The following is a 19,773-nucleotide window of genomic DNA, read 5'->3' on the forward strand; positions in this document are numbered from 1 at the left end:
ATTCCACACCCGTCAATCACAGGAGATCGCCCGGTCATGGCCGTGACGCGCACCTTTTCGATCATCAAGCCCGACGCCACCCGCCGCAACCTGACCGGTGCGGTGACCAAGATGCTCGAGGACTCCGGGCTGCGCATCGTCGCCTCCAGGCGCATCCGCATGACCCGCGACCAGGCCGAGGGCTTCTACGCGGTTCACAAGGAGCGGCCGTTCTTCAACGACCTCTGCACCTTCATGACGTCGGGTCCGGTCGTGGTCCAGGTGCTCGAAGGCGAGAATGCCGTCCTGCGCAACCGCGAGGTGATGGGCGCCACCAATCCGGCGCAGGCCGACGAGGGAACGATCCGCAAGACGTATGCGGAATCGATCGAGGCCAATTCGGTCCACGGCTCGGACAGCGACGAGAACGCGGCGACCGAGATCGCTTTCTTCTTCAAGCCCGACGAAATCGTCGGCTGAGCCCTCTCAAAGAATCGGGCTCATCATCGCCAGGCTGTTCTGCCACAGTCGCCCGAAGATACCGAAGCCGTCGACTACCGCTTGGGTGACCGGGTCGGAATCGGCCAGATATTCGTCCTGCCGTGCGCGGAGCACAGATGCGAAGCCCTCATCGGCAAACAGGATGTTGTTTTCGAAATTGAGCTCGAAGCTGCGGCGGTCGAGGTTGGCGGATCCGATGAGTCCGATCTTTCGGTCCACGACGATCGTCTTGGCATGGAGCAGCCCGCGGCGATATTCGAACAGCGTGACGCCGGCGGCGACCAGGTCCTGGTAATAGCTTCGGCTGGTCCCCGCGACGACGATGCTGTCGTTCCGCTTGGGCAAGGCGAGGACGACCTTCACTCCGCGGCGGGCGGCTGAGGTAAGCGCGAACAGCACCTGGTCGTTGGGCACGAAATAGGGCGTCGTGACGACCAGCTCTTCGCGTGCCGAGTGCATCAGCTCGGCAAAGCATGACGGCATCGAATCGAAGCTCACCGTCGGGCCCGTCCCGATAACCTGGGCAATCGCGCCGCCGCCACTCCCGGCGTGCTTTGCGGGCGTTTCGGCCAGCAGCCCGCTGATGTCGTCGCCACCGTCGCCAATCCAGTCCGACACGAACAGATATTGGCAATGCCGAGCGACCGCGCCTTCCCAGCGGCTCATCACATCGACCCAGGGCGCGTAGCGCGGCTTGATGCGGAACTCGGGGTCGGCGAAATTCTGGCTCCCGCACCAGGCGACGCGGTTGTCGACGATCAGCAGCTTGCGGTGATTGCGGAGGTCGACTCGGCCGCGGATGAAGGTCCACAACGGGTTGCCGACCGGAAGAGCCACGCGGACCTGGACGCCGCCCACCGCAAGCTCGCGCCAGTGGCGCGAACGGATCAACCGGCGCGAACCCAGCGCGTCGGCGAGCGCGCGGACCGCGACGCCGCGCCCGGCCGCGCGCACCAGCGCGTCCTTGATCTTGCAGCCGTTATTGTCCGCGAGCCAGATATAGGCGCACAAATGGACGGTCGACGTTGCGGCATCCATGTCCGCAACCATCTCGTCGATCGCTGCATTGCTGTCGGCGGCAAGGCTGACCTTGTTGCCGCTGGTTGGCGCCAGGCGATTGATGCTCCGGCCGAGCGCGAAGGGCGCGCGATAGAAGCCGGCGCCGATCTTCTCGGCGAGCGTTCCGTCGCCCGACGGCCGGGGCAGCCTCGCCTCGATCTCGCGGCCGCGCAGGCGCCGCCTGAGGCTGATGCGGACCTCACCGAGCAACAGGTAGGCGAGGACGCCCACCACGGGCAGGGCGACGATGACGACAGCCCAGGCGATCCTTGAAGCGGGCTCGCGGTGCGGTCGAAGAATCGCGCGGATGAACACGGTCGCTTCGGCGATTGCGAGGACGCTCGTCCCGATCGATTCAAACGGCCTCATGGCCGCCACAGCCGCACATCCGCGCGCGGCTGTCCAGCGATTCGACTAACGGGCCAGCGCGAGCAGCCGAAGCGAGCGGCCGCCGAACAATCCGCCGCCTTCCCATTTATAGCGCAGGACGTAGGTGCCGCCGCCGCGACGGTCGGATCCTCGCTCGACATAGCGCGCATCGATCCGCACTGGCACGCTGCGGGCGACGTCCTTCGGTTCTTTCTCCCGGTCCTTGAGCGCGACCGCCACATCGGTCGCGGAGAGACGCCCGTCACTGCCGACGTCGATCGGAGCGGCGCCCTTGATCGACAGGCGCAGCGATTGCAGCGCGTGCGCGGGGTCCGCGGGCATGATCGTGAGACTTCGCCCGTCGCTGTCTGCGGTGCCGCGCAGCGCCAGGGGCACGGCGGATCTCTCTTCGACCACGCGTGTCGGCTTGTCCTGATTTGTATTCTTCCAGGCGATCCACACGCCAAGCCCCGAGACGACCAAGGCTGCGATCGCAATCAGCTCGCCAAGGTTGATCCAGCGCCGTCGGCGCGCCTGTGATTCGGTTTCGCTCATCGTCGGCCAGCTTCGAGCAAGCGCCCGAGGGCCGCAAGTTTCCATTGGCACGGCATCAGAATTCGTCCGCCGCGCGCATCAACTTGGTGAGCCGCGGCGGAGCGCAGGCTCGCCAGCTTCGCTCGAGCCAGTCGCGGACCTGGCCCCAGTCGACGTCGCGGCGATTGAGCTTCACGCCCAGCCAGCCGCTAGCGCCATAATATTTCGGCCAATAATAGACGTCCGGCTGCGCCTCTATAAGGCCGGTCATCTCGTCGGGGCCGCTAGCCTTGATCAGCAGCCCGACCGCGTCCTCGCCATGATGATGGTTGGCGATGATCGCGAATAGCTTGCCTTTCTCTCCGCCGACCGACCATCCGGGCGATCCGTGGCTGGTTTTCCGCCCCACTTCCGGCAGTTGCCGTGCGAGGCCGTCGACCTGGCCTTCGATCCATTCGGAGTTGAACGGGCGCGCCGCATATTCGGACAGGATTCGGGGATAGAGCTGATGTTCGGCGATGAGCACGCGCTCAGCCAGCGTCTTCGGATCGTCTCCGGGCAACACCGCGACCTCGACCTGGCCGAGGACTTCCCCCGAATCGAGCTCGTTGGAGACGAGGTGAACGCTTGCACCAGTCGATGTCTCGCGGGCTCCCAGCACCGCCTCGTGCGTGCCGACGCCTTTGTATTTGGGCAGCAGCGAGGGATGGATATTGAGGATTCGCCCGCGCCAGCCCTCGACGAAATCCGCGGGGATGATGCGCATGAATCCGGCGAGGGCGATGAGGTCGACCTGTTCCGCCTCAAGCGCCTCGGTCAGCGCCTCGAAAAACTGGCTCTTGTCCTTAGCGGCGGGTCGAGGGAACCGGGCGGTCGGAATGCCTTCCGCGTCCGCGAGGTCCAGCCCTGGTGCGTCCGGCCTGTCCCCGGTCACCAGCACGACCTCATAAGCGCAATCGGCGGCGCGCGCGGCATAGATCAGGGCGGCCATGTTCGACCCGCGCCCGGAAATCAGGATTGCGACGCGGCTTCGCTCAGACATGGTGAGTCGCGGACCAGTCCTCCGCTGCGTTCCATGTCCCGGCCGACCCGCTGACGGTGCAGCCGCGGCGGCCTGGTTCAATTCGGCCGATCTCGAACACCTCTTCCTCCGTTGCGCCTTCCAACTCCCGCGCGACGGCCTCGGCGGCGTCCGCGGAGACAATTGCGACCATGCCTATCCCGCAGTTGAAGGTCCGCGCCATTTCTTCGGGAGCGATGCGTCCGCCCTGCTGCAGCAAGGCGAAGATTGCGGGTAGCTCCCATTGACCAGTATCTACGACCGCGTGACAACCAATAGGCAGAACCCTCGGAATATTCTCGAGAAGTCCGCCCCCAGTAATGTGAGCGAGACCGTTGATGCGTCGGCGTTGCACCAGCGGGAGCAAGCGGCGGACATAAATCACAGTTGGCTCCAGCAGGGCCGCCCCAAGCGATCTGCCGAGGCTGGGGAAGGTCTGCTCGAGGTCCCAGCGCTCCTGCTCGATGATCCGCCGCACCAGCGAAAAGCCGTTGCTGTGCACCCCCGAGCTGGCGAGGCCGAGGATCAGGTCGCCGGGTTTGATCTCGACGCCCGTCAGCACCTTGTCACGCTCGACCGCGCCGACGCAGAAGCCCGCCAGATCGTAATCGCCCGCGGCGTACATGCCCGGCATTTCCGCCGTCTCGCCCCCGATCAGCGCGCAGCCGGCGCGGCGGCAGCCCTCGGCGATGGATGCCACCACCTCCCTCGCGACTTCGCTGTCGAGCTTCCCGGTCGCGTAATAATCGAGGAAGAACAGGGGCTCGGCGCCCTGCACGACAAGGTCGTTGGCGCACATCGCCACCAAATCGATGCCGACGCCGTCGTGACGTCCCGTCTCGATCGCCAGCTTGAGCTTGGTCCCGACTCCGTCGTTGGCGGCGACGAGGAGCGGATCGCTGTACCCGGCGGCCTTTAGGTCGAAGAACCCGCCGAACCCCCCGAGCTCGGCATCGGCACCCGGACGCGCGGTCGAGCGGGCGAGGGGCCCGATGGCCCTGACCAGCGCGTTACCGGCATCGATCGACACGCCGGCGTCGGCATAGGTCAGGGGCTTCTCACTCATCCGCGAGGGGCAGTAGAGACAAGCCGCTTGGATTTCCACGCCGTTGTCGCCAAAAGGCGGCGCGAATGCTGCCTCGCCATATCGCCGTCCCCCTCATGGTGCTCTTCGCCTTTGCCGGCATTGGCGGGGTGCTGTTCGCGCAACTCGAGACCGGTGAACGGGGTATCCCGCCGCTCGACAGCTCGAACACGCTGGAGATCGGCGGAATCCACGTCGACGTCGGCGGTGCGGACGCCCAGAGCGCGCGCTATGCCGGCTGGCGCGTCGCTCAGCGACAAGGCTTCAAGTTGCTGTGGGCGAAAATGCACAATGCGCCCATCGGCCAGGCGCCGACGCTTCCCGACGGAACGCTCGACCAGATCGTCAGCTCGATCAATGTCGAGCGCGAGGAGATCGGACCCACCCGCTATATCGCCGACCTCGGTGTGTTGTTCGATCGCGTGCGCGCGGCGCCCTTCCTCGGCGTCGAGGGAGGGCAGGTCGAGCGATCCGTGCCGATGTTGCTGATCCCGGTGATGGTCTCGGGTGGGACCGCGACCACGGTGGAGCAGCGCAACGCCTGGCAGCGCGCCTGGGCTCAGTTCCGCACCTCGCAGAGCCCGATCGATTATGTCCGCGTCAGCGGCATGGGCGCCGATCCTTTGCTCATCAATGCCGCCCAAACCGCGCGGCCGGGCCGGGGCTGGTGGCGAAGCCTGCTTGAAATGTACGGAGCGGCCGATGTGCTCGTCGCCGAGGTGCAGCTGCAACGGCTCTATCCCGGCGGCCCGGCGCGAGGGCGATTCATCGCTCGTCACGGGCCTGACAATGAAATCATCGGCGGCTTCACGCTATCCGCACCGAACGGTGATGCAATCCCCGCGATGTTGGCGCAGGGCGCGCAGCGGATCGACCAACTTTACGCACAGGCGCTGGCGGCAGGAAGGCTGTCGCGCGACCCGTCGCTCAACTTGCCGCCGCCGCCGGTGTTGCCAGAGCTGCCGGTGGAGACAAGACCCGCGGCGAACGCCCTGACCGCGGTCCAGGTGCAAGTCACCGGGAACAATGTCACGGTCTACAATTTCGCGATGGCGCATCTGCGCACGCTGCCCGGGATTGCTTCGGCCACTCCGCAGCAGATCAATCCGGGCGGCACCAGCTACATATTGGTGCAATATAAAGGCGATATTTCACAGCTTGCCGCGGCGCTCAGCAGCCGCGGCTGGGTGGTCGACTTCGCGGGAACCGTTGTCCGGATGCATTCGAATTCGGAAAAGCCGCCGGCGCTGCCGCCCCCGCCGGTTCAGCCGCCGCCTGCTCAGCCTCCAGCCCAGAACGCACAGCCAACCACCAATCAGGCAACGCCGCGGCCATGAAGCAGGGGCCGGACCAGATCGCGCTCCCGCTCGACTGGCCGCAAAGCGATGGCGACGCCCGCTTCATCGTTTCGGCCGCCAATCAGGACGCGTTCGACCATTTCCGCAAGTTTAGCTTGTGGCCGGTCAAGGCGACCATCCTCACCGGCCCGCGGCGATCGGGACGAACATTGCTCGCGCGCAGCTTCATCGAGCGCGTCGGCGGCCGGTTATTCGACGAAGCTGACCGGCGCGACGAGGAGGAGCTGTTCCACGCGTGGAACCAGGCCCAGGACACGGGTCGCCCGCTGATCATGGTCGCCGATGGCGTGCCGCCGGCCTGGAGCCCGCGCTTGCCGGACCTCAAGACGCGTCTCGCAATCACACCGGTTGTGCGGATCCATCATCCGGACGACGTGCTCTTTCCGGCGCTGATCCAGCTTCAATTCGCCGACCGCGGCCTGCACATCCCCGGCGATGCGCTGCGCTTCATGTCCGATCGGCTGCACCGCGATTATTGGACGATCGAACGGGCGGTCGAAGCGGTCGACCGCTATGCGATTGCGGAGCGCGCGCGGCTGTCGCTGCCAACGATCCGCCGCGCGCTGATCGACGCGCGCATGATCGGCGAAGCCGCTTAGCCGCAGCGGATTTTGGTGATCTTCTTGTTGCCGTCGAGCCAGACGGTGACGCGATCTTCGCGATAATCCATCGTCAGAAAGGTGTTTGGTGGCGACCAGCGGAGCACCGCAGCCTTCGTCGCGCGCTTGATTGCGGTGCCTGTGGCGCTCGTCCGGGGCTGGCCGATAAACCGGTCGGTTCCGGTCGCCTCGCATTTGTGCCCTGGAGTGACTCCATGGACGGGCGTCGGTTGCGGCGGGCCGCCCTCAAGGGCTCCGGCTGAGGTGGGTGGCGGGTTGACGGCGCAGGCTGCGAGCAACGCCGCGACGGGAGCCACGATTCTACGCATCGACCGTCTCCTTGGCGACAACCCGGTTCATTTTCAGCCTGCCGCTTTCGATTCCGAACGCGAGCCGCCCTTCGACGAGGTCGAGGGCATCCTTGCCGAATTGCTCGAAGCGCCAGCCCGAAAGGATCTTGAGGTTCTTGCGAACGCCGGCGGCGAGCGCCTCCAGGTCGTCCGAACGGGCAATCAGCTTCGCCGCGACGCCCGTCTCCTTGGAGCGGATCTTGAGCAGCAGCTTGAGGAGGTCGCTGACCAGCGCTGCATCCTTGGTGAGCCCGGGACGCCGCGGCTCGCGGTCGGGCATTTCGTCGGGACCAAGCGGCTTCGCGCCCTGGATCGCGCCCATCAGGCGGGCGCCGATGTCGTTGGTCTTCCACCCCGAGGAGAGCCCGCGGATGCGCCCCAGATCGTCCTGCGTCTTTGGCGGATGGAGCACGATTTCATTGAGCGTGTCATCCTTGATGATCCGGCCGCGCGGCAAGTTCTTCTGCCGCGCCTCGGTTTCGCGCCACCCGGCGAGCGCCTTTAGCCGCCCGAGAATGGTCGCGTTGCGGCTCGGTAGCTTCAGCCGCTTCCACGCATCCTCTGGCGGGAAGGCGAAGCTCGACGGGTCCGCGAGCCGTTCCATCTCCTCGTCGAGCCAAGCCCCGCGGCCCGTCTTCTTCAGCTTCTCGACCATGCGCGGGAACACCGTGGCCAAATGGGTGACGTCGGCGATGGCATAATCGATCTGGCGCTTGTCGAGCGGCCGCCGGCCCCAGTCGGTGAATCGCGCGCCCTTGTCGAGGCTGTGGCCGAGCAGGCTCTCGATCAGATTGGAATAGCCGATCTGCTCGCCGTGACCGAGCGCCATCGCGGCAATTTGCGTATCGAACAGCGGGTGCGGGACCTTGCCGGTCAAATTGTGGATGATCTCCAGATCCTGCCCGCCGGCATGGAAGATCTTGAGGACTTCCTCGTTCTTGACGAACAGATCGAGCAGGGGCTTGAGGTCTATGCCCTCGGCTTTTGGATCGATCGCCGCCGCTTCGTCGGTGCTCGCGACCTGGATCAGGCAGAGGTCGGGCCAATAGGTATTCTCCCGCATGAACTCCGTGTCCACGGCGATGAACGGGTGCTCGGAGAGACGGCCCACCAGGGCCTTCAGCTCGTCCGACTTGGTAATCAGGGGATGGATACGCATGAGTCTTGCGATGGGCTTTAGCGGGGCCCTCGCCGGTTGACAAAAGGGTTCGCTCCAGTGAAGCGCGGCGCGCGTCATTCTCCACAATTTTATCGCGAACGGGCTGGACTTCCTCATGCACGCCTATCGTACCCACAGCTGCGCGGCGTTGCGCCTGAGCAACGTCGGCGAGACAGTCCGCCTGTCGGGCTGGGTTCATCGCAAGCGCGACCACGGCCAATTGCTGTTCGTCGACCTGCGCGATCATTACGGAATCACCCAGATCGTCACCGACACGGAATCGCCGGCGTTCAAGACGCTCGATCGGCTCCGCGTGGAGTCGGTGGTTACGGTGGATGGCGAAGTGGTCGCGCGCTCGGCTGAGACGGTAAATCCGAACCTCCCGACGGGCGAGATCGAAATTCGCGCCACTTCAGTGACGGTACAGTCGGCAGCGACCGAACTGCCGATGCCCGTCTTCGGCGAGCAGGACTACCCCGAGGAAATCCGCCTCAAATACCGCTATCTCGACCTCCGGCGCGATCAGCTTCACGCCAACATCATGCTGCGCTCGGCGGTGATCGCGTCGATCCGGCGGCGGATGGTCGACCAGGGCTTTACCGAGTTTCAGACGCCGATCCTGACCGCGAGCTCGCCAGAGGGCGCGCGTGACTATCTCGTTCCGAGCCGCGTCCACCCGGGCAAGTTCTACGCGCTTCCGCAAGCGCCGCAGATGTTCAAGCAGCTGATCATGGTCGCCGGCTTCGACCGCTATTTCCAGATCGCCCCGTGCTTCCGCGACGAGGACGCGCGCGCCGACCGCAGCCCCGGCGAATTCTACCAGCTCGATTTCGAGATGAGCTTTGTGACGCAAGACGATGTGTTCGCGGCCATCGAGCCGGTCCTGTCGGGCGTATTCGAGGAATTCGCCGACGGTCGCACGGTCACGCCGGCGGGCGAATTTCCGCGTATCCCGTACAAGGAAGCGCTGCTCAAATACGGCACCGACAAGCCCGACTTGCGAAACCCGCTGCTGATCAGCGACGTCGGCGAGCATTTCAAAGGCTCCGGCTTCGGTCTGTTCGCCAAGATCGCCGACGGCGGCGGGGTCGTCCGCGCCATCCCGGCGCCAGCCACAGCCGAGAAGAGCCGCAAGTTCTTCGACGACATGAACGAGTGGGCGCGGAGCGAAGGCTTCGCCGGCCTCGGTTATGCGACTTGCAAAAGCGGCGAGTGGGGCGGACCGATCGCCAAGAACCACGGCGAAGAGGGGATGAACCGCCTTGCCGAGGAGATGGGCCTTGGCCCGGACGATGGCATTTTCTTTGCCGCGGGCAAGGAAGCGGAGGCCGTCAGGCTCGCCGGCGCTGCGCGCACGTGCGTCGCCGAGCAGCTCGAGCTCATAGAAAAGGGCCAGTTCCGCTTCTGCTGGATCGTCGACTTCCCGATGTTCGAATATAACGAAGAGCAAAAGAAGATCGACTTCAGCCACAACCCGTTTTCGATGCCGCAGGGAGAGATGGGCGCGCTCGAAACCAAGGACCCGCTCGAGATCCTCGCCTGGCAATATGACATCGTCTGCAACGGGGTGGAGCTGAGCTCGGGCGCGATCCGCAACCACCGGCCGGACATCATGTACAAGGCGTTCGAGATCGCCGGTTATTCGCGCGACGAGGTCGACACGAACTTCTCGGGCATGATCAACGCGTTCAAGTTCGGCGCTCCGCCGCACGGCGGCTCGGCCCCGGGCATCGACCGCATCGTCATGCTCCTCGCCGACGAACCCAACATCCGCGAAGTCATCCTCTTCCCGATGAACCAGAAGGCGGAAGACTTGATGATGAACGCGCCGTCACCGGTGCTGCCCAAGCAGCTCAAGGAGCTGCACATCAAGATCGTCGCGGACTGAGCAACGCCAGTTAGCGATTGTTCGCGGCGCCGGCGGCGTTTAAATTCGCCTTGTGGCGGAATGGACAACCCAGCGCGATGACACGCTCGCGGCGCTCCGCGAGCATGTCGGTGAGCTGCAGCTGCCGCAAATTGCGCACGGCCGTCGAGCAATCATCCTGTTCGAAGGGCTCCAGGGCTCGGCCAAGAAGTTCGCGTTGAGGGAACTCACGGCGGCGTTCGATCCGTGCCATTTCACCGTCCATTCGACGCCGTTCGATCGGCGGGAGGCGAGCGAGGGGCATTGGCTGGCCCGCTTCTGGCGCCAACTGCCAAGCGCCGGAAACACCACGATCTTCTTCCGCAGCTGGTACCGCCGCGTGCTCGACGATCGTGTGCTTGGCCGAACAGCCGAGGAAACGATCCCGCGCGTATTCGACGAGATCAACGAGTTCGAGGCGCAGCAGCGCGATTACGGCACCTTGCTGGTCAAGCTCTACTTCGACGTCAGCGCCGACGTGCAGGAGCAGCGCGTCGCGCGCCGGCGGCAAAGTCCCTGGCGGGTGCGGGGTGCCGATGACGACTACATCCGCGCCGACGAGCCTGCGTACCAGACCGCGCTGGAGCAATTGCGTGGCAACACCGACACGCGCTGGTCGCCGTGGCGGACGATCGATGGCGACGACGAACAGCAGGCGGCGCTTGCCGCGCTCGAAGCGGTGGCCGAGGCCTGGTCGAAGGCTATGCCGGCCCGGCTGCCACAGGTCGTGACCAGCCCTCGCGTGGCTTAGCCGGGATAGCGGATCGCGATCACCTCGTAGCTTTTCTCGCCGCCGGGCAGGCGTACGATGCGCTCATCGCTGACCTTGGCGCCGATCAGCGCCCGGGCAATGGGAGCGCTCCAGCCGATCCGTCCGGCCGACGCATCGGTTTCGTCGTCGCCGACGATCGTGACGCTGCGGCGGTTGTCGTCCTCATCGGCCAATTCGACGGTGGCGCCGAACCTCACCTGATCCCGCGTCGGCTGGGCGGCGGGATCGACCACCTTGGCCTGCTTCATGATCCGCGCGAGGTGCGCCAGCCGGCGATCGATCTCGCGTAGGCGTCGCTTGCCGTAGATGTAATCGGCGTTCTCGGACCGATCTCCGAGCGACGCGGCCCAGGAGACGGTTTCGACGACCTTGGGCCGCTCGACCGCGAATAATTCGTCATATTCGGAGCGGATCCGCGCGAGCCCTCCGGGTGTGATGAAACGGTCCGCCACGCCAGCTGCGTATCAGGCCGGCCGGTCCTTCCCAAGGTAGCGGGAGACGTGGACCGCCGCCTGCTGCGGCGGGTTCGACCGCAGCGAATCATAAACGACGCTATTCTCTATCACGCGCTGAACGTAGGCGCGCGTTTCGGTGTACGGGATCGCCTCGATCCACTTGAGCACGTCGACCTGGCCGCGCGGGTCGCCATATTGCCGGACCCACTTGCCGACATTTCCGGAACCGGCGTTGTAGCTGGCCACGGCGAGCGGGACGTTGCCGCCCCAGATGTTGAGCATGCGCCGGAAATAGGCCGAGCCGATCATCACATTGTAGCTGGGATCGCTGATTAGCCGGTAACTGTCGAAGCCGACACCCATCTTGCCGGCCTGCTCGCGCGCGGTACCCACCATCAGCTGCATCATGCCGCGCGCGCCGGCGTGGCTGACCGCATAGGGGTCGAACGAGCTTTCCTGTCGGCTGATGCCGTGGGCGAGCGACCACAGCTCGCCCGAAACCGAGGTGCGCAGCGTCGGATAGGCCTGGCGGACGTAGAAGGCCGACCCCTTCACCCGCGCCATGCGCGACGTCCACACCGCAAGATCGTCACGGCCGATCTGCTGACCGAGTTGGACTGCCAGGTTGCGGTCGCCGTCATTGTCGAGCGACTCGGCCAAGGCCTTGACGAACAGGGCCTGTTCGGTCGACCGGCCCTGCTGTCCGAGCAGGCGGATCGCTTGCACCAGCCTCCGATTGTTGAACGCCGTGCGCTGCGGCGAGCTGGCGACGTATCGCGGCAGCGCTTCCGGCGGGGCCGTGACCGAACGGCCGAGCCGCTCGAGTGCGAGCTGTCCGTAGAACAGCTCGGGATAAGCGGCGGCGCGGAGAAAATAGGCGTTGGCCTGCTGGAGCCGGCCTGCAGCCAGCGCCGCTCGGCCCGCCCAATAATAGCCCTTGGTCTGCACTTGCAGCGAGCGCCCGGCCTGGGCGTAGCGGTCGAACATCGCGATCGCGCTTTGGGGGCGGTTGAGCCGGTCGAGCGCGGCGGTTCCCGCCAGCCAGGCGAGCGTGGTGTAATCGTCGCGGATCGCGATCGGCTGGTCGGCGACGCTAACGCCCGCAGGCAGGACGTCGTCGATCTGGCTGGCAACATTGAAGGCCGTGTTCCACTGACGGTCGGCGGCTGCGTCGCCCGCGATCAGGATCAGCATGTCGTAGAATCGTTCGGGATCGGTCGGCCTGACCGTGAATTGATGATCCCGGGCCGCCAACTGCGCCGCGGCGGCCGCATAATTGTTGGCGCGAAGCCAGCGCGCACGATCCATCAGCAGCCCGGCGTCGGTCGTCACGCTGCCGATTACCGCCTGGTAGCGGCTGTCGGCGTCGATCGTGCCCTGCTGCATGGCGACGCGCGCCGCGAAAGCCGCCTGCCGCTCAGGACTCGTCGCCGAGAGGAAACGCGCGGCATCGTCCGGCTTTTTGGCGAACAACAGCGCATCGACGCGTACATCATTGTCGGCGCGGGTGAAGCTGCTCCCGTAGCGATTCCAGATCGCCTGCTCGTCGTTAGGCCCGAGATCAGCCGAGCCCCATGCGCGGCGTGCAGCATCGAGCGCGTCGGCCGACCGGCCGACGGAGGCAAAAGCATCGGCGAGCCTTGCCCAGCCGGTCCCCGTCTTCGGTTTTAGGCTAGCGTAGAAGGCGAGGACCGTCGCCGGATTCTCTCCCGGCTGCATGGCGCGTTCGGCCCAGCCGCGCATCCTGGCCGCATCGGGCCAGTCCGGGTTCGCGATCAAGAAGCCCGCATAATCGCTGAAACGGTAATTGCTGCTCTGGCGAAGCGTGCGCCACAACCCGAGGGACGAGGAGACGCCTGGTGCGCCAACGGGCACGGCGGCATAACTCGCCGGCGGCGCATATTGCGCGGAGCTCGAAGGCGCGGTGGCCAGCAGCACCGGAATGATCACAGCGACACGCCACATGCTGGACATCTTGCCGTCCCGCTCCTTATCAGGCCGTGAACGCTGGCCCGGCGCGCAATTTAACGCTCCTCCAAGGAGGCAAGTTCATGTTTTTCGGCTCGATTCCGGCGCTTGTGACGCCATTTTCGGGCGGCCGTGTCGCCGAAGACACATTCGTCGAGTTCGTCGAATGGCAGATCGCCGAGGGCTCGAATGCGCTGGTGCCGTGCGGGACGACCGGCGAGGTGCCGACGCTGAGCGCCGACGAGCTTCGCGAACTGATCGCGCACGCGGTCCAGGTCGCGAAGGGCCGGGTGCCGGTGATCGCTGGCTGCGGAACCTACTCGACGGCCGGCTCGATCGAGCGCATTCGCGCCGCGGCCGACGTCGGGGCCGATGCGGCGCTGGTCGTCGTGCCTTATTACAACAAGCCGAGCCAGGCCGGGCTCGCGGCGCATTTCACCGCGATCGCGGATGCGTCGCCCTTGCCGATCGTGGTCTACAACGTGCCCTCCCGCACGGTCGCGGACATCTCGGTCGAAACGCTGGCCGAGATCGCAAAGCACCCGAAAATCGTCGCGGTGAAGGATGCAACGGGCAACCTCGGACGCGTGTCTGCCCAGCGGCTCGCGTGCGGCGAAGAGTTCATCCAGTTGTCGGGCAACGACGACATGGCGCTCGGCTTCAACGCGATGGGCGGTGTCGGTTGCATCTCGGTCACCGCGAATGTCGCGCCGAAGCTCTGCGCCGAGTTCCAAGGAGCGATGAAGGAAGCGCGCTGGGACGACGCGCTCAAGCTGCAGGACCGGCTTTATCCGCTCCACGCCGCCTTGTTCACGGATGCCTCGCCGGCGCCGACCAAATATGCGCTGACGCGGGTGCGGCCTGGCTTTCCGGCGGATGTTCGCCTGCCGCTGGTCGAAGCGTCGGACGCCTCGAAGCGCGCGGTCGATGCCGCGCTCGAGCACGCGGGGCTGATCTGACGACGCGATGGCCAAGCCGCTTCCGCAGCCGTTCGACAAGCAAAAGGTCGTGGCCGAAAACCGCCGCGCGCGTTACGATTATTTCATCGAGGAGAGGTTCGAGGCGGGCATCCAGCTCACCGGGACCGAGGTCAAGTCGCTGCGCCAGGGCGAGGGCTCGATCGCCGAGAGCTATGCCACCGCCGAAGGCGACGAGATCTGGCTGATCAACAGCCACATTCCCGAATACAGCCACGGCAATCGCCTCAATCATGAGCCGCGGCGGCCGCGGAAATTGTTGCTCAAGAACCGTGAGATCGCCAGGCTGCACGGCGCGGTCACGCGCCAGGGCCTGACGCTTGTCCCCTTGTCCGTCTATTTTAACGGGAGCGGCAGGGCGAAGGTCGAGGTGGCGCTGGCCCGGGGCAAGAAGGTGCATGACAAGCGCGAAACGGTGAAGGAGCGGGACTGGAAGCGGGAGCAGCAGCGGCTGCTCAGAAGCAATGGCTGAGGCGCGCCTTTCGCTCCTCAAGTGGCTGAAAGGCCATATCCCGACCCGCGAGACGATCGATCAATATCGACTGCTGCGCCCGTTCGCGTCGCATCTTCGCCATCCGTCACTATGGCGAATGAACCGCAGGTCGGTCCCGCGCGGCGTGGCGGTGGGGCTATTCGTTGCTGTCATCATCCCCGTGCTGCACACCTTCGTCGCCGCGCTCCTCGCGATTCCCGCTCGCGCCAATGTCGCCGTCGCGGCGCTTCTGACCCTGTTGGTCAATCCGCTCACGATCCCGCCGCTCTATTATGCCGCGTACCGCGTCGGCTCGTGGGAGCTCCATCACGACGCGAGCGTGATCAATCCAGGCACCGCCGAGCGTTTTTCCGGCGAGCTCGGCCGCATGCTGTTCTGGATTCACCAGGCGTCCGGGCCGATCGCAATGGGGATTCTGACGATCGCCACAATTGCCGCGGTCATCGGCTATGTCGTTGCGACGATTGGGTGGCGACTGTGGTCGGGGAGCCGCTGGCAGCAACGCCGCCGCTCAAAGCCCGAATGACCGCCGTTCGCAGCCAATAGACTTGCGGTCGTCGATTGATGTTCGCAGGGTGTCGAGCCGTCCGCTCAACAGGAGCCGTTCACTGGAGGGGTCATTCATGTTTCGAACAATCGCATTCGCACTGGCAACGACGGCGCTGGCAGCTTGCGCCAACCAGGTGTCGCCGCCGCCGACTGTCGTCGCCGTGCCGGCTCCAGCTGCGGCAGCCGAGCTCCCGTCGGTGCCGAAGTCGCAATACGGCACGTTCGGCTTCGACGTCGCGGGGATGGACCGCGGCGTTCCGCCGGGCGACAATTTCTACCAGTTCGCGAACGGCACCTGGGCGCGGAACACGCCGATCCCGCCGGACAAGTCGAACTACGGCGCTTTCAACTTACTCGACGATCTGTCGCACACGCGCACACAGGAAATCCTCGAACAGGCGAAGACCGACCCGAATTCGAAGATCGGCGCTGCCTATGGGACCTATCTCGACAGCGCGGCAATCGAGGCGAAGGGTCTTGCGCCCATCCAGCCGTGGCTGGCCCAGATCCGAGGGCTCAAGTCGAAGGCCGGCTATTCCGCGCTTGTCGCCGTGGCGAGCCGCAACGGCGTCGGCGGGCCGCTCGCCAGCTTCGTCAAGACCGACGACAAGGATCCGAACAGCTACATCATGAACTTGGCCCAGGCCGGGTTGGGCATGCCGGACCGTGATTATTATCTCTCGGCCGATCCCAAGCTCGCTCAGACCAAGGCCGTCTATGTGAAGCATGTCGCCGCCATGCTGTCGCTGGCCGGCGAGGCCAACGCCGATGCACGGGCCCGCGCGCTGGTCGCCTTTGAAACCGGCATTGCCAAAGTCCACTGGACCAAGGTCGAAAGCCGCGATTCCGAGAAAACCTACAACAAGATGAGCCTCGCCGCGCTGGGGCGCTTCGCGCCCGGCTTCGATTTCCCGTCTTATTTCAAGGCGCGCGGCGCGAACATTGGCCAGTTGATCGTCGCCCAGCCTTCAGCCGTGAAGGGGATTGCCCGGCTCGTCGGGGCGACGCCACTCCAGGTGCTGAAAGACCAGCTGCTCGTGCGCTCGCTGGACAATTATGCAGATGTGCTTCCGGCCGCGTTCGACAAGGAGAATTTCGCCTTTTACGGAACGACCCTGTCGGGAACCCCGCAGCAGGAGGAACGCTGGAAGCGCGCCGTCGACTATACGTTGGGCAGCCTGACGGATGATGTCAGCAAGCTCTACGTCGCCAAATATTTCCCGCCGGAAACCAAGGCGGCGGCCGACGAAATGGTCCGCAACATCATCGCGGCGATGAACCGGCGCATCGACGCGGTCGATTGGATGAGCCCCGACACCAAGGTCAAGGCGCACCAGAAGCTCGCGGCATTCACGCCGCGGATCGGCTATCCCTCGCAGTGGCACGATTATTCGACGCTGCAAGTCGTCCCCGGCGACGCCTTCGGTAACGAGCTTCGTTCGGTCCAGTGGCATAGCGACGACAATCTCTCGAAGCTGGGACAGCCGATCCGCCGCTGGGAATGGGGCCTGACCCCGATGACGGTGAATGCGCAGGCGAATTTCGAGATCGTCGCGATCACCTTTCCGGCGGCAATCCTGCAGCCGCCGTTCTTCGATCCGAATGCGGACCCGGCGGTGAATTACGGCGGAATCGGCGCCGTGATCGGCCACGAAATGAGCCACCATTTCGATGACCAGGGCGCAAAGTACGATCTGCAGGGCAAGCTCACCGACTGGTGGACGCCCTCGGACGTCTCCGCCTTCAAGTCGCGGCTCGACCGGCTCGAGGCCGAGTATAATGCCTACGAACCGCTGCCGGGGATGCACGTCAACGGCAAGCTGACGATGGGTGAGAACGTCGCCGACCTCGCCGGCCTGACGACTGCGCACGACGCATATCTCGCCTCGTTGGGCGGCAAGGCGCCTCCGCTGATCGACGGCTTCACCGCCGACCAGCGCTTCTATCTCGGCTGGGCGCAGGTGTGGCGGCGGAATTATCGCGAAGCGAACTTGCGCCAGCGGCTGCTCACCGATCCGCACTCACCGTCGGAGCAGCGCGCGAATATCGTCCGCAACATGGATGCTTGGTACCAGGCGTTCGAGGTGCAGCCCGGTCAGAAGTTGTACCTCGCTCCGGCGGACCGTGTCCGCATCTGGTAGGATGATGCACTTCTGGTAGCATGGGCGGCGACGCCCATGCTGTACCAGGAATTGCCTCGTATCGAATCCACCCCGCTCGACGGTTGGGAGCGTTGGCTCGCTCCTGCGCTGGCGGCGGCCGCTGGTCTCACCGGCGCGGTCGTCTTCGAGATCGCCGGGCAGACGCTCGTCGGCCTCGTCTCAATAATCGTGGGTATCGGAATTGCAGTCATCCTCGCGCGCCGGTCGCCCGCCGCACTAGCATCGACCGAACCGCTGGTGGCCGGGCCCGACTATTCGCTGGTCGGTTCGGCGCTGGGGATCTCCGCTGACCCTGTCGCGCTGACCGACGGCGAGGGAACGCTGCTCGTGGTGAACGTGGCTTACCGCGAGCGCTTCGGCGCCGCGCCGCCGCTTGCTCTGGCGGCGAGCGAGCAGGCGGGCCAGGCGTTGACGCTCGCGCGGTCGATGGCGTGGCGCGATGGCGGCGGCTGTGTTGCGGGCGTCGAGACGAAAGTGGGCACGAGCCGGGTGGAGGTCGACCGCGTCGGCGCGATGAACGACCTGTTGCTGTGGCACTTTCCGGCGGCGCCGGCGGGGGATCCCCTCAGCGCCGCCGCTCGTCAGATCGGCGGTCCGACTGGCCAGCGGCTCGCCGCGGCGGGCGTTCTTGCTGCCGTCGTCGACTTGAAAGGCCAAGTCATCGCCGCGAACAGCCTGTTCGCCGATCGGGCGATTCAAACCGGGCACGCCATTCACCATGCCCGCTTCGCTGATCTGGTCGAGGTCAGCGATAAGGAACAGATGCGGCTCCTCGCCGAAGGTGAAGCGGGCTCCGCATTTCGCGCGGTTCACGTTCCTGCCGATCCGATGGGCGAAGGCGGGGCGGGGACCTTCCTGCTGTTCGATCGCGGCCACGCCGATTCCGTTGGGCAATCGTCGAACCTGCAGGCGTTGCTCGACATACTTCCGATCGGCCTCGCGCTGGTCGACCGCGATGGCCGATTTCTGACCATGAATAGCGCGTTTCGCCAGGCGGCGGGCCTCAAGGGGTCGGCCATGCCGGTCTATCCGGGCGACCTGGTGGTCAAGGAGGACAAGGCCGCGGTTGCCGATGCGGTCCGGCGCAATTCGCGGGGACCGGCGATGTCCGGAGACCTTGCGGTACGGCTGATTCATCAGGGAACCGAGCCGGTCGCGCTGACGATCGCCGGCCTGCGCGGTCTTGGCGATGCCGCAGTGCTCCTCCTGCTCAAGGACAATAGCGAGGAGGCTAAGCTAAAGCGGCAGGTTGCGCAGGCGACGAAGATGCAGATGGTCGGCCAGCTCGCGGGCGGCGTCGCCCACGATTTCAACAACATCCTGACGGCGATCATCGGTCACTGCGACCTGATGCTGATGCGCCATACGCCGGGTGACAGCGACTATGACGACATTCAGCAGATCAAGTCGAATTCGAACCGCGCCGCGGGACTGACGCGGCAACTCCTCGCCTTTTCGCGGCAGCAGACGCTGCGGCCCCAAGTGTTGCAGCTCCCGGACGTAGTGTCCGAGGTGTCGCACCTGCTCAAGCGCCTGCTCGGCGAAACGGTCGAGTTGGTCGTCAAGCATGGCCGCTCTTTAGGGCCGATCCGGGCCGATCCGGGCCAGCTCGAGCAGGTCATCGTGAACCTCGCGGTCAATGCGCGGGATGCGATGGCCGTCAAGGGCGGCGGAACGCTCACAATCCAGACCTACGCGGTCAAATCCAATCAGGTGGCCGAGCTCGGCTCTGACATCCTGCCGATAGCCGATTACAGCGCGCTGTCGGTGGCCGATACCGGGACGGGAATCTCGTCGAGCGTCTTGGGCAAGATTTTCGAGCCCTTCTTCACCACCAAGGAAGTGGGGAAGGGGACGGGCCTCGGCCTATCGACCGTATACGGCATCGTGAAGCAGTCGGGCGGGTTCATCTTCGCCGATTCCAAGGTCGGCGAAGGCACGCGCTTCGTAATCTATTTGCCGGTTCACAGCGAGGATGCGGGCGCGGCCCGTTCCCGCATCCGGGGGCAAGCGAAAAAAGACGAGCTGTGGGGCAGCGGAACCGTCCTTCTGGTCGAGGATGAGCCGACGGTGCGGAGCGTCGCCGAGCGCGCTCTCACCCGGCATGGCTATACCGTGATTACCGCCGACAATGGCGAGGACGCACTCGAGATCCTCGCAAAGAATGAACCGGTCGACCTGTTGATCAGCGATGTCGTCATGCCGGGGATGGATGGTCCAACCATGGTGCAGGAGGCGCGGAAGAGCCGGCCGGATCTCAAGATCCTGTTCATGTCGGGCTATGCCGAGGAGCAGCTGAGGAAGTCGCTCGATATCGAGAACGTCAACTTCCTGCCCAAGCCCTTTTCGGTGATCGAGCTTGCCGAAGCGGCGCGACGCACGGTGATGGGCAAATAAGCTGTTTGCGGTTTCTCCCTCGCCGGTTATGCGAAGGGGGTC

The 19,773-nt window shown here is 65.2% G+C and carries 18 protein-coding genes; 10 read left to right on the top strand and 8 right to left on the bottom strand.

The features are described 5' to 3' along the window. The first annotated feature begins 36 nt into the window (after positions 1-36). The gene (gene ndk, locus ACJ8FR_RS10980; RefSeq protein WP_407828662.1) at positions 37-459 is read left to right on the top strand and encodes a nucleoside-diphosphate kinase; all 423 of its coding nucleotides are present in this window, start codon (positions 37-39) and stop codon (positions 457-459) included. Positions 460-465: 6 nt separating this feature from the next. Here the strand turns inward: ndk and cls are convergent, their stop codons facing one another. Genes cls through purM form a run of 4 tightly spaced genes read right to left on the bottom strand, consistent with a single transcriptional unit; the run spans position 466 to position 4,568 of the window. Continuing rightward, positions 466-1,908: a cardiolipin synthase gene (gene cls / locus ACJ8FR_RS10985; protein WP_407828663.1), complete on the bottom strand. Its 1,443-nt coding sequence runs from the start codon at positions 1,906-1,908 to the stop codon at positions 466-468. A 45-nt stretch (positions 1,909-1,953) separates the two neighbouring features. After that, positions 1,954-2,463 carry a hypothetical protein gene (locus ACJ8FR_RS10990; protein WP_407828664.1) on the bottom strand — a complete coding sequence of 170 codons (510 nt, stop codon included), beginning with the start codon at positions 2,461-2,463 and terminating at the stop codon, positions 1,954-1,956. A 55-nt stretch (positions 2,464-2,518) separates the two neighbouring features. Continuing rightward, the gene (gene purN / locus ACJ8FR_RS10995; protein WP_407828665.1) at positions 2,519-3,484 is read right to left on the bottom strand and encodes a phosphoribosylglycinamide formyltransferase; all 966 of its coding nucleotides are present in this window, start codon (positions 3,482-3,484) and stop codon (positions 2,519-2,521) included. Further along, positions 3,477-4,568 carry a phosphoribosylformylglycinamidine cyclo-ligase gene (gene purM, locus ACJ8FR_RS11000; protein WP_407828666.1) on the bottom strand — a complete coding sequence of 364 codons (1,092 nt, stop codon included), beginning with the start codon at positions 4,566-4,568 and terminating at the stop codon, positions 3,477-3,479. The genes purN and purM overlap by 8 nt, the downstream gene beginning before the upstream one ends. A gap of 65 nt (positions 4,569-4,633) precedes the next feature. On the opposite strand from purM, the gene ACJ8FR_RS11005 reads away from it, so the two are divergent. Together ACJ8FR_RS11005 and ACJ8FR_RS11010 are read left to right on the top strand one after the other, a co-directional pair. Then, on the top strand, positions 4,634-5,923 hold the full coding sequence (locus ACJ8FR_RS11005) for a heavy-metal-associated domain-containing protein (RefSeq protein ID WP_407828667.1): 1,290 nt from the start codon (positions 4,634-4,636) through the stop codon (positions 5,921-5,923). Continuing rightward, positions 5,920-6,543 carry an HdaA/DnaA family protein gene (locus ACJ8FR_RS11010; protein ID WP_407828668.1) on the top strand — a complete coding sequence of 208 codons (624 nt, stop codon included), beginning with the start codon at positions 5,920-5,922 and terminating at the stop codon, positions 6,541-6,543. The genes ACJ8FR_RS11005 and ACJ8FR_RS11010 overlap by 4 nt, the downstream gene beginning before the upstream one ends. Here the strand turns inward: ACJ8FR_RS11010 and ACJ8FR_RS11015 are convergent. Together ACJ8FR_RS11015 and rnd are read right to left on the bottom strand one after the other, a co-directional pair. Then, positions 6,540-6,872: an I78 family peptidase inhibitor gene (locus ACJ8FR_RS11015; protein WP_407828669.1), complete on the bottom strand. Its 333-nt coding sequence runs from the start codon at positions 6,870-6,872 to the stop codon at positions 6,540-6,542. The two genes, ACJ8FR_RS11010 and ACJ8FR_RS11015, sit on opposite strands and share 4 nt — an antisense overlap. Beyond that, entirely contained in the window at positions 6,865-8,052 is a 1,188-nt protein-coding gene (gene rnd, locus ACJ8FR_RS11020; RefSeq protein ID WP_407828670.1) for a ribonuclease D, read from the bottom strand. Before rnd ends, ACJ8FR_RS11015 begins: the two co-directional genes overlap by 8 nt. A gap of 115 nt (positions 8,053-8,167) precedes the next feature. Between rnd and aspS the strand changes: the two genes are divergently transcribed. Both aspS and ACJ8FR_RS11030 read left to right on the top strand, forming a co-directional pair. Further along, the gene (aspS, locus tag ACJ8FR_RS11025) at positions 8,168-9,940 is read left to right on the top strand and encodes an aspartate--tRNA ligase (RefSeq protein WP_407828671.1); all 1,773 of its coding nucleotides are present in this window, start codon (positions 8,168-8,170) and stop codon (positions 9,938-9,940) included. A 52-nt stretch (positions 9,941-9,992) separates the two neighbouring features. Beyond that, positions 9,993-10,709, top strand: coding sequence for a polyphosphate kinase (locus ACJ8FR_RS11030; RefSeq protein ID WP_407828672.1), 717 nt, complete (start codon positions 9,993-9,995; stop codon positions 10,707-10,709). Here ACJ8FR_RS11030 and greB read toward each other — a convergent pair. Next, a complete protein-coding gene (gene greB / locus ACJ8FR_RS11035; protein WP_407828673.1) occupies positions 10,706-11,182 on the bottom strand; it encodes a transcription elongation factor GreB in 477 nt (158 codons plus the stop codon). The two genes, ACJ8FR_RS11030 and greB, sit on opposite strands and share 4 nt — an antisense overlap. Positions 11,183-11,194: 12 nt before the next feature. Next, positions 11,195-13,159: a lytic transglycosylase domain-containing protein gene (locus tag ACJ8FR_RS11040; protein WP_407828674.1), complete on the bottom strand. Its 1,965-nt coding sequence runs from the start codon at positions 13,157-13,159 to the stop codon at positions 11,195-11,197. Positions 13,160-13,236: 77 nt separating this feature from the next. On the opposite strand from ACJ8FR_RS11040, the gene dapA reads away from it, so the two are divergent. The 5 genes from dapA (at position 13,237) to ACJ8FR_RS11065 (ending at position 19,731) form a co-directional block, all read left to right on the top strand. Next, positions 13,237-14,112, top strand: a complete 876-nt coding sequence (gene dapA, locus ACJ8FR_RS11045; RefSeq protein ID WP_407828675.1) for a 4-hydroxy-tetrahydrodipicolinate synthase — start codon at positions 13,237-13,239, stop codon at positions 14,110-14,112. Positions 14,113-14,119: 7 nt separating this feature from the next. Continuing rightward, on the top strand, positions 14,120-14,602 hold the full coding sequence (gene smpB, locus ACJ8FR_RS11050) for an SsrA-binding protein SmpB (protein ID WP_407828676.1): 483 nt from the start codon (positions 14,120-14,122) through the stop codon (positions 14,600-14,602). Continuing rightward, positions 14,595-15,149 (top strand): DUF2062 domain-containing protein, encoded by a 555-nt coding sequence (locus ACJ8FR_RS11055; protein WP_407828677.1) that lies wholly within the window; start codon positions 14,595-14,597, stop codon positions 15,147-15,149. The genes smpB and ACJ8FR_RS11055 overlap by 8 nt, the downstream gene beginning before the upstream one ends. 97 nt (positions 15,150-15,246) lie before the next feature. Further along, the gene (locus tag ACJ8FR_RS11060; RefSeq protein WP_407828678.1) at positions 15,247-17,313 is read left to right on the top strand and encodes a M13 family metallopeptidase; all 2,067 of its coding nucleotides are present in this window, start codon (positions 15,247-15,249) and stop codon (positions 17,311-17,313) included. Between the two features lie 36 nt (positions 17,314-17,349). Next, positions 17,350-19,731: a response regulator gene (locus ACJ8FR_RS11065; RefSeq protein WP_407828679.1), complete on the top strand. Its 2,382-nt coding sequence runs from the start codon at positions 17,350-17,352 to the stop codon at positions 19,729-19,731. Positions 19,732-19,773 lie beyond the last annotated feature (42 nt).

The sequence above is a fragment of the Sphingomonas sp. genome, assembly GCF_045810705.1.
GTDB lineage: Bacteria > Pseudomonadota > Alphaproteobacteria > Sphingomonadales > Sphingomonadaceae > Sphingomicrobium.